Source organism: Porphyromonas circumdentaria, assembly GCF_900167105.1.
Taxonomy (GTDB): domain Bacteria; phylum Bacteroidota; class Bacteroidia; order Bacteroidales; family Porphyromonadaceae; genus Porphyromonas; species Porphyromonas circumdentaria.
Window position 1 is genome coordinate 1 of sequence record NZ_FUXE01000028.1, and the last position, 10,109, is coordinate 10,109.

At 43.5% G+C, this 10,109-nt stretch carries 6 protein-coding genes, 2 tRNA genes and 1 pseudogene; all 9 read left to right on the forward strand.

Annotated features, from left to right (window positions below; all coding sequences use genetic code 11):
* Positions 1-669 precede the first annotated feature (669 nt).
* A tRNA-Met gene (locus B5D06_RS08655) sits at positions 670-741 on the forward strand.
* 362 nt (positions 742-1,103) lie between these two features.
* Complete coding sequence (locus tag B5D06_RS08660) at positions 1,104-3,713, forward strand: transglutaminase-like domain-containing protein (protein ID WP_159442712.1); 2,610 nt, start codon at positions 1,104-1,106, stop codon at positions 3,711-3,713.
* A gap of 35 nt (positions 3,714-3,748) precedes the next feature.
* Positions 3,749-4,729 carry a D-alanine--D-alanine ligase gene (locus B5D06_RS08665; protein ID WP_078737586.1) on the forward strand — a complete coding sequence of 327 codons (981 nt, stop codon included), beginning with the start codon at positions 3,749-3,751 and terminating at the stop codon, positions 4,727-4,729.
* Positions 4,729-5,904, forward strand: coding sequence for a 1-acyl-sn-glycerol-3-phosphate acyltransferase (locus B5D06_RS08670; protein WP_078737587.1), 1,176 nt, complete (start codon positions 4,729-4,731; stop codon positions 5,902-5,904). Before B5D06_RS08665 ends, B5D06_RS08670 begins: the two co-directional genes overlap by 1 nt.
* A 112-nt stretch (positions 5,905-6,016) precedes the next feature.
* Positions 6,017-6,088, forward strand: a tRNA-Arg gene (locus B5D06_RS08675).
* A 298-nt stretch (positions 6,089-6,386) separates the two neighbouring features.
* Complete coding sequence (locus B5D06_RS08680) at positions 6,387-6,899, forward strand: T9SS type A sorting domain-containing protein (RefSeq protein WP_078737588.1); 513 nt, start codon at positions 6,387-6,389, stop codon at positions 6,897-6,899.
* A complete protein-coding gene (locus B5D06_RS08685) occupies positions 6,896-8,137 on the forward strand; it encodes a hypothetical protein (RefSeq protein WP_078737589.1) in 1,242 nt (413 codons plus the stop codon). The genes B5D06_RS08680 and B5D06_RS08685 overlap by 4 nt, the downstream gene beginning before the upstream one ends.
* A gap of 314 nt (positions 8,138-8,451) precedes the next feature.
* Entirely contained in the window at positions 8,452-9,636 is a 1,185-nt protein-coding gene (locus B5D06_RS08690; protein WP_078737590.1) for a choice-of-anchor D domain-containing protein, read from the forward strand.
* A 130-nt stretch (positions 9,637-9,766) separates the two neighbouring features.
* Positions 9,767-10,109 (forward strand): annotated as a pseudogene (locus tag B5D06_RS09090) (hypothetical protein); the annotation flags it as partial.

Sequence of the window (10,109 nt, forward strand, 5' to 3'; positions counted from 1 at the left end):
TGTCTTTGTATTGCGAGACAATGCCTAAGGCAAACTCCCTTAGTGTGTTTAGATTAGTCGCTGATTAGTTCTTCCCCATAAACTTGAAGAGAAGTCATGCATCGACTCTTAATCCTCGCCCCACACAGACAACTCGCCAATACAACTACGTAGTGTATCGCTTAACTTATACTTACAACGCCCCACTCCCCGTGCGTCTTCTACCTCCTTAGAAAAATAATCTTACCTATCTATAACCCAAAGACGCCCTTTAGCTTAATGCGACTACTCTCGCAGAGAAGCTTTTCTTCCTGTACGATAGCAGTATTGATAAGAGCTTCCCTATTTCCTCACTTAAGACTAAAAAGGGGAGGTACAGAGCGACCAAAAGTTTCCTCCTATGATAACTAAAGTTTGCACGTATACAAACTCGAGTTTACACAAGTCCTAACTAAAGTTTCCTCCTATGCTATTAAAAGCGCGCCTGCAGAGCGAGAAAAACAGCCTCTGTTATAATCGCTTTTCGGGATCTACATTTCTTCCTCGAAGAAACTATCTCAACCTCCTCTTTTCCCCTCTATTCACTCCTCCCGTGCGAGAAATTTGGTCATATCAAAAGAAAGCATTACCTTTGCAGAGCAAATCAGACCTTAGTCCTTATTTCAAATCCGAGTTCTGTTTTGTTTATATCGCGGGGTGGAGCAGTGGTAGCTCGTCGGGCTCATAACCCGAAGGTCAGAGGTTCGAGTCCTCTCCCCGCAACTTTAAGGAGATAAATAAGATTAGAGAGCGTTGCCTGTTGTTATAGATTACAAGGCAACGTTTTTTTATTTGTCTTCTATTCATAAAAAGCACTTTTGGAGAAGCAGAGAGAAGTCTCTAAAACTACTCAAGTGGGACAATAAAACAGGTTACTCGAAGCCATCTCACCTACTTCGCGCCTTTTGAGCGACTTCTTACAGTACTCTTTGCGTTAAATTATACTACCTTTGTACAGCATAAGGGCATAGATTATGCCTCTACTCCATTAAGTAGCATTTTTTAGATAAATTATTCTCTTTATTATCTTCATAGGTATGTGCAGTTTCTACAGAAATTCTTTGCTTCGAGGAGCCGCTCTTTTTATGGGAAGTCTTTTCCTATTACTGGCCTTCTCTTGTAACAATCAACATCATTTCATAAAAGACAAAAAGCTCAGAGAGCGTGTAAAACAGGATTTTGCCAGCAGAGACAGTCTCTTAGGTGGAGAGATAACCAAGCAAAGATTCTCTTTCGGCGACAAAGAGATCACGGACGAAGTCAGGGGGGCACTTGAGTTTCTCTACGCTTATATGCCCCTATCCGATGTTATCGACTACAGCCAGCACGACCTTGCGAAAGATGTTTACAGCAGTTTACAGGCGCGTGAAGAGATGCCTTGGGGGGACTTGGTGCCCGAAAAAGTCTTTTTGCACTTCGTTCTCCCTCCACGTGTCAACAACGAAACACTCGATGCTTCTCGCCCGCTCTTCTACAAAGAACTTAAAGAACGCGTAAAAGGGCTCTCGATGCGTCAGGCGGCTCTGGAGGTAAATCACTGGTGCCATGAGTGGGTAACCTACGCCCCCAGCGATGCCCGCACCCGTTCTCCGCTCGCAACCAAACGCAATGCTTTAGGTCGCTGTGGGGAGGAATCAACCTTTACCGTTGCTGCTCTACGCGCTGTAGGTATTCCCGCACGTCAGGTATATACTCCTCGATGGGCGCATACCGACGATAATCACGCTTGGGTAGAGGTATGGATCGAGGGCAAATGGTACTTCTTAGGGGCTTGCGAGCCTGCTGCCGACTTGAATATTGCTTGGTTCAATTCCTCCGTAGTGCGTGCCATGTTGGTACACACCAAAGTATTCGGTTACTACGAGGGACCAGAAGAGGTATTGCAACGTACCCCCAATTTCACGGAAATTAACTGTATCGACAACTATATCACCACACGCAAAGCAGAGGTGCGTGTAGTAGACAAAGAGGGCAAGCCTGTGCCTAACGCTACAGTACGTTATTGTATATACAACTATTCAGAGTTCTATCCAGTGGCAAAATTAGAGTCCGATGATCAGGGTACTTCTGTCCTTTCTGTCGGTTACGGCGATATGATTGTATGGGCAAGTAAGGGAGATTTAATGGGATATGCCCTCTCCAAATCAGATCAAAAAGAACCTTTGACAATTACACTCACCACATTTGATGAATTACCTGCATCAGCAGAGTTTTCTATCATTCCCCCTAAGGGAGAGGCACTACCCACTACCGCCACGGAAGAAGCTATAGCCCTCAATGACAAACGCCTTACAGAGGAAGACTCTATACGCAAGGCCTACGAATTGACCTTTGCTCCTACCAAGGAGGAAGTTAAGTTATCTCAGGCTTGGGGCTTGCCCGAAGGAGAGTTGACACAGCTTTATACTACGGCTCGCTCAAACATCCACCATCTTATCGACTTCATAGAAAAAGCCTCCAATAAGAGTTTAGCACTTGCTTTCCTACAAGCCTTAAGTGCAAAAGATCAGAGTGATATCGAAAGAAGCCTACTTGATGCTTTCTTTGCGAAAGTTCCTGATGAAGCCACCTCCTTTGAATTAGAATACCTTTATAATCCTCGTATTCATTACGAGCACCTCTCTAACTGGCAAAAAGAATTAGAGATTTTGAAGGATATATCGGACAATCCACAAGAAATCTTCGACTTTATCAACCAAAAAGTAATTGTAGATGACGTTCTCAACCGCAATGGCAAACCCATTTCACCCGCAGGGGTCATCAAGTGGGGACGGGCAGATTTACACTCTATAAAGATAGCTTACGTGGCAGCCCTCCGCTACAAAGGCATTCCAGCTCGCATCAACGAGTCGACAAGAGCAGTTGAATACTCTCTCAACAAGGGGGCTGAGTGGCACAAAGTAGACTTTGAATCGCAAAGTATAACCCTTCCTAAAAAGGGCAGGTTAGACCTTGTGCGCACACCAGACACATCTACCGAACCAAAGTACTACAGCCACTTTACCATTGCTCGCATGGACGATCGCAACTCCTTCCCTGCAACGATTTATTACGACTATACGCTTTCTAACGAACTACGTACACTCTTTGCCACTCCTCAAGAATTAGAAGAGGGCAACTATATAATCGTTTCGGGTACACGTATGGCATCGGGTACTGTTTTGGCACATGTGGAAAAATTCAAAGTATCCGAGGGTACAACCACTAAGCAGAGTGTAAAAGTACCCGTTGATCCCGACGACGTATCGGTTATAGGCTCTATCAATGCAGAAGCAACCTATCTCTCTGTACCGAACTTAGAGCCCGTTTCGATTATTTCCACTACAGGTCGGGGCTACTTTGTGCTGGCTATTCTCAAACGAGGTACCGAGCCTACCAACCACGCCCTCAAAGACTTGGAGCGTGTTCAAACGCAACTCAATGCTTGGGGACGCCCCTTCTTGCTCCTCTTCACCAACGAACACGACTACAAGGGGTATAAGAAAGAGGAATTTCCCACCCTGCCCTCTAATCTCACCTATGGTGTAGACCTAAATGGAGCTATAGAGAAGATGGTACGTGAAGCGGTGAACAGTACCTCTTCAGACCTACCGCTAGTCATAGTAGCAGACTCTTTCGGGCGAGTGGTGTTCGTGCGTCAAGGCTATACGATCAGCCTGGGCGACCAAATCCTCTCGATCCTCCCCAAGTTGTAAGTACAGTTTTTTCACTCCAAATACATATTGGCACTATGCGCTCTATTATAGCAGTTATTGCAGGTGGTTATTCGGGAGAGTATGAAGTATCTCTGCGAAGTGCCGCTAATATTATGAGTTCGATAGACACGCGTCTATTCGACCCCTATTTAGTTCTCATCAGTAGAGAGGCTTGGCAGGTACAAATAGGCGATAACTATTACCCCGTAGACAAGAATGACTTCTCTTTTGAAAAAGAAGGAATTAAACATCGCTTTCATTATGCCTTTATAACCCTGCATGGAACGCCTGGCGAAAATGGACTTTTACAGGGTTATCTAGATATGTTACAAATACCCTACAACACGGGAGGAGTATTGACAGAGGCACTGACATTCGATAAGTATTGTTGCAACCGATACCTCTCGACCTTTGGTATACGTATCGCAAAGTCACTGCGCCTCTTTATGGGAAAGCTGTTGGATATAGATCGGATTGCACAAGAGGTTACACTACCCTGCTTTGTAAAGCCTAATATCGGAGGCTCTAGCATCGCTACAAGTAAAGTTACCGACAAGGCACAACTGCAATCTGCCATAGAGCGTGCCTTTGAAGAGGCTCAAGAAGTAATGGTAGAACGCATGATAGTAGGCACCGAGGTAACCTGCGGATGTTACATTATAAAAGGTGCGGCACATGCTCTTCCTGTAACAGAAGTAGTCGTTCACGATGTTGAATTCTTCGATTATGCGGCTAAGTATCTCGGAAAAAGCGATGAGATAACTCCAGCTCGCATACCCGCTGCACAGACTGAACACGTACAGCAACTCACCAAAGATATTGCTCACTACATCCAAGCAAGTGGCATAATCCGCGTAGACTATATTATAGAAGCAGATGGCACACCCACGCTTCTGGAGGTAAACACAACTCCTGGGATGACCGATGCCAGCTTCATTCCCCAGCAGGTACGTGCTGCAGGTATGGAGTTAGGTCATCTTTTTACAGAAATTATTCAAGATAAACTTCAAGAGTGATGGATCAGAGCTATTCGAGAGCCTCTATATTAGAGGAGATACGCCCCTATCAAGATCACGAAGTAGAGGCGGCGACTAAAGCCTTAACAGAGAACCCTGAGTTCGTTATGGTACTAAAGATGGCTACACCAGAGTATGCCGATGCCTTTATGACTGCTATCCGAGCGGCACGCACCATCAAGGATTTCAAACTCAACTTCAGCTACAAACTGATAAAAGGGATTGTAGAGAAAAACTCTTTCAGTTGTTCCATATCGGGGCGTTCTCGTTTGGGCGCAGATGTTCCCTATACTTTTATCTCCAACCACAGAGATATTGTTTTAGACTCTGCCTTGCTCAACATTTTGCTCTCCGATATAGGGTATCGCCTGCCCCGTATAGCCATTGGCGATAATCTCTTAGTACGCCCTTGGGTAAAAGATTTGGTGCGACTCAACGATAGTGTTATCGTGCAACGTTCTCTCCCTCCTCGTCAGTTCCTCGCTTCGGCGCAGACTTTGTCGCAATACATCCGCTACTCTATCCAAGAAGACGATAGCTCTATGTGGATTGCCCAGCGAGAAGGAAGAGCCAAGGATAGTGACGACCGCACACAGATTGCACTTCTTAAGATGATAGCTCTATCGGGTACGGGAGACGTTATTCATCGCCTCAAGGGGATCAATATAGCCCCCGTGAGTATCAGTTACGAGTACGACCCTTGCGACTATCTGAAAGCGCGCGAGTTGTACACACGCAAACGCAACCCCGAATACAGGAAACCTACGGGGGAGGATGTGTTGAATATGAAAGAGGGTATAATGGGTTATAAAGGTCGCATCCACTTTGCATTAGGCACCCCTCTCAACCAACTTTTAGAAAGAGAAGAGCTACCCAAGGCACATAACGAACAGTTGCAATTCGTGGCTTCTGTTATAGATAAAGAGATCCATAAACTCTACCGCCTCTACCCTGGGAATTATATTGCAGAAGATTTGCTCTCAGGAGTAGATACCTATGGAAAAGCAGGACATTATAGCCCTGCCGAACGGGAGCAATTCCTTACCTATCTTACCCAACAGGTGGTCAAAACGGGGTTGCCACAGGAGGCGCATGAGGAACTTCGCTCGCTGGTGTTACTGATGTATGCCAACCCTCTGCGCAATCACCTCAAGGCAAACGAACTAAAAGGATAGAGGCAAAAAGAAGTTCTTAAGAGATAAATAGCTACTTTTGCAGAGCATTGATGTTTCTTTCTACCTCTCAAAGAGCGAAGAGAGAGACTGTGCATGATCTCTGAGAGAGTATGGCTTCGTAGTTCAACGGATAGAATAGTGGTTTCCTAAACCATAGATTCGGGTTCGATTCCCGACGGAGCTACTCCCTGTTAATCATCATTCAAGCGTCGTCCAACGCAGATTTTATACCCACTTTCCAACGTTTCCAAAAAGCAGACAAAATGGGACGACTATATAGATGCAAAGCCTATCGAAAGAAGAGAAAAGAATCATCGGCGTACGAGAAACCTGCTTGTACGAGCTACGACAAATCCAGAGTATAGATTTTAATGCGTCAGTTCTGGGAATCAACTTTTGGTACATAACTAAACAAAAAGTACTTTTGCAGGGTAGAACTGTGTGGTTCTTCTACTAAAAACAACACATTTATATAGTTGCCTATGAAAAAGAATAAATTACTATTGTTATTCGGGCTACTCTTATCTGTTTCATGTGCCTATGGACAGGCTTCCTACCCAACATCTTTGGTTATAAAAAGATCTGGGGGCAAGGCCACTCAGGTATTTTACCTGCACAACCTCCATAAGATAACTTTTGAAAGTGGTAAGATGCGCACGATAATGCGGAATAATTGGACCATCCCAGAGGGTGGACTTTATGCCATTAACGAAATTCAGAAGTGTATATTCTCTAACGAACTCGCTACAACAAAGAACGAAGAGATACTCCTCGATCCTGCAAATTACACCTGTCTTGAAGATGGTAATAAACTTTTTATCAAAGGCTTAGAACCTCAAAAGATGTATGCTCTCCGTATTTTCAACGTGGCTGGAGCTCTTATCCATCAGTCAGATTCTTTCCAAGCTTTCCAGACTATCGACATAGCCAATTGGGCAGCTGGTGTTTATCTTATAACCATTAATAACCGACCCATTAAGTTTATAAAACAATGAAAAGAATATATACTTTACTTGCTGTAACACTTGCCATTTTTGCATCTGTACTCTCTTCAACTGCGCAAATAAAAGAGCGCATGATTATATACCCTAAAACAGGCACTCCCTTTGGTATCCGTGTAGATCATACCGATAGTATCATGTTTCTAACCGATCAGGTAGATCTCACCTCCTCTATGAATGTTTCTCCTTTAAGTGGTGTAACAGGAGGTATTAAGCTTGATGTTACTGTAGGAAAAGATGTAAAGAAAATCTGTATAGCCTTTCCCGAAAAGTACATGCTAGGTGACGCAGAGAAGACAGACGCCGAAATGATACACTTTATTTCTCGCATGCATAAAGATGTTCACAAAGTGGATATGTTGGACCCTAACCTTAGAACAACGTCGTTTGAACTTAAGGGTATGCAACAAGGATATACTTATGTTGGCATTATCTACGCAATGGATGAGTATGGTTGTATCGGACCTGTGGCAAAGAAAGAGTTCCAAGTACCTAAGGGGCCTCTTAAAGGCAATCCTAAAGTAAGTGCAAAATTCTCTGACATAGATTTTAGAGCCTTTACAGTAGACCTCGAGCCCAATAGTGACTGTGCGGCTTACTACTTCCTCCTTACAATGAAAGACGACCCTTCTTTGGCAGAGTCTATGAAGATGCTACATATACCAGATATGATGCACTACGTGGTCGCTTTTGGGGCTGACTTCAGAACCAGACAACCTCATGTTGGCAATAAGAAGCAAACCTTCAAAAAATTACGTCCTGGTAAAGAGTATATAATCAACGTAGTTATGGTTGATGCAGATGGTCAAATGTCTGATATAGTTGAGAATAAAGTTGAAACAAAGAAGGCAGGAACCGATCAGACTTCTCGCATTGCAGTTACCGTAAGCGGAATAACTTCAACTACAGCGACAGTTTCTTGCAAGCCCGATGCTAATACTTCTGAATACCGTTACTTCATCCAAGAAAAGGACAAATACACAGAGGAATTTGCTATGGACTATATTAAGAATACTCCCGAAATCCAAAATCTTCCTTTTGAATATGGTGAATCATCTTTCACATGGGAAAATCTTGCTTCCGACACTTCTTATTATGCTATAGCTATGGGTATGAATGCAAATAATGAATGGGGAGAAATGACTAAAGTGGAGTTCAAAACTCTTCCCGCAGGACCTGGAGCACCAGCCACTAAAACAAAAAACGGAGTAGTTGCAAGAGAAAATAAATAATAAGCTTCTCTTTTTACTCATAGAGCCTTGTACCTTTAGTTCAGTTGTAAAGGCGTAGTGAGGATTTATAGGATTACCTCTCCAGACCTCTTTCATGCAAAGAGTTGAGGAGAGGTAGTCTTCTGTCTACAGTAGGCTACGAGAGATGGGGCTCTAAAAGAAAAATACATTTACAACCTATCTCCTTTTAAGCTCTGAGAACTCTCAACAATTCCAAAAAGCCACTGAACATTATTAACAACGTGAATAATAGCTTATTAGTATATTATTGTTAGATTTGCGGACAGAAGAATATTAAAACAACAATAATAAGTATGATGAAACAAACCAAAAGAATTCTACTCCCATTGGCAATGCTGTTGGCTGTAGCCGTAGGACTTGTATCCTGTGGTCCTGATTTGAAAAAAGAGCAGGAACCTAAGAACCCTTCTATCGAAGTAAACCCTGTAAGTGTTGACTTCGGAAGTGTCAAACTCAACGAGCCTGCAAAGAAAGAAATTACCATAACAGGTAAAGAGTTGGCGGACGTTATTAAACTCTCTTTGGAAGGTGCGAATGCCTCTTCTTTCTCTCTGAATGTAAACGAACTTGCTAAGGAAGGCGGTAAGGTAGAGGTTACAGCAAAGACCGATAGCGAAGGTGATTTTGCAGCTGTGCTCAAGGTTGTATCGGGATCTATCTCTAAAGAGGTTGCCCTCAAATCAAAAGTTGTTTCCGAAGGTAATAACGATAGCGAAGTTAAATTCTCTACAGGCGAACCCATTACAGAGTTGGTTATGGACGTAAAATTCCCTGCCAACTATTCTGGTTTGGAGAAGGCTAATAATCTCTACATAAATGCTAAAGGTGGAGCAGAAGGAGAAGCCGTAGAACTTTCTATCGAAGGACCCGATGCCAATCTTTTCAAACTTAGCAGCACAAAAATTGAGGATAAAAAGAAAAAAGGTACTCCTTCTGGTGTTACCACATTAGTCTTCAACGCACAAAAAGCAGGTGATTTCAAGGCAGAGGTAGTAGCTAGATACGCTTCTAAAACACATCGTTTACCTATTAAAGCTACCGTTGTAGTAGGTAAGGCAGACGAAATCATTCTCGTCGAGCCTCCTCTTCCTGCCTCTAATATTAAGGCAAACCTCTTTGGCAAAGATCTTCCCAACGGAGCTACCATAAAGGTACACACCGTTATGGTTAATGAAGGGAGCGAATATGTTCCTAAGGTAGACCTCGAAATCCCCAGCGGAGCTCCTTACAGGGCACAGGCCTCTTACCAAAAGAATTTCCAAAATGCGCTTCAATGGTGTATGGGTAGTGCTTGTTTTGGTCAGCCTGGCGACGTTAATCCTTTTGTTTACGAAGGTGGAATCTCTCCAGGTAAGCACCATCTGGCATTTCACTTCCCTATTGACGAGTTAGTATCGGGTTACAAGAACAAGGTTACTTTCTCATTTTCAAACGGAACGGACTCTTACGTTCTCTATATCGAGTTTGACGTTGATTAACAGCTTAATGGGGGAGCCTGTTTAATGCCCCTCTTTTTAAGGCTTAGTATATAAAAGCGGAGCTTCTCCCTACTGCAAAGGGGAAGCTCCGTTTCTTTTATCCTGCTCTTTAGTTTAGGCTACAGTCTCTATGAGAGCTTGGATATCCTCTTCTTCAGTTCTGATACCAGCAATACCGCACATCTTGACCAAAACATCAGCAATAGTTGATACTGTCCTACAAAAGTGTGTAAGCCCCGTAGCTCTTAACTTTGTGGTAAAAAGCAAAAACAAACTAAGAACAATGGAGCTTACAGCATCACAAAAGTCGGCATTTATTTCGGAAATGCTATCATCAGAGTCAGGAATTAACGAGATTATTCGAGTGTTATTGAACACCTTCTCCAAACAAGAACGTGCTCTTTTTGTGGAGGAGCATAAAGGGGAACAGTGCAATGGTTTCCGTCCCCGTCGATGGCGAGGCTATGGATGTA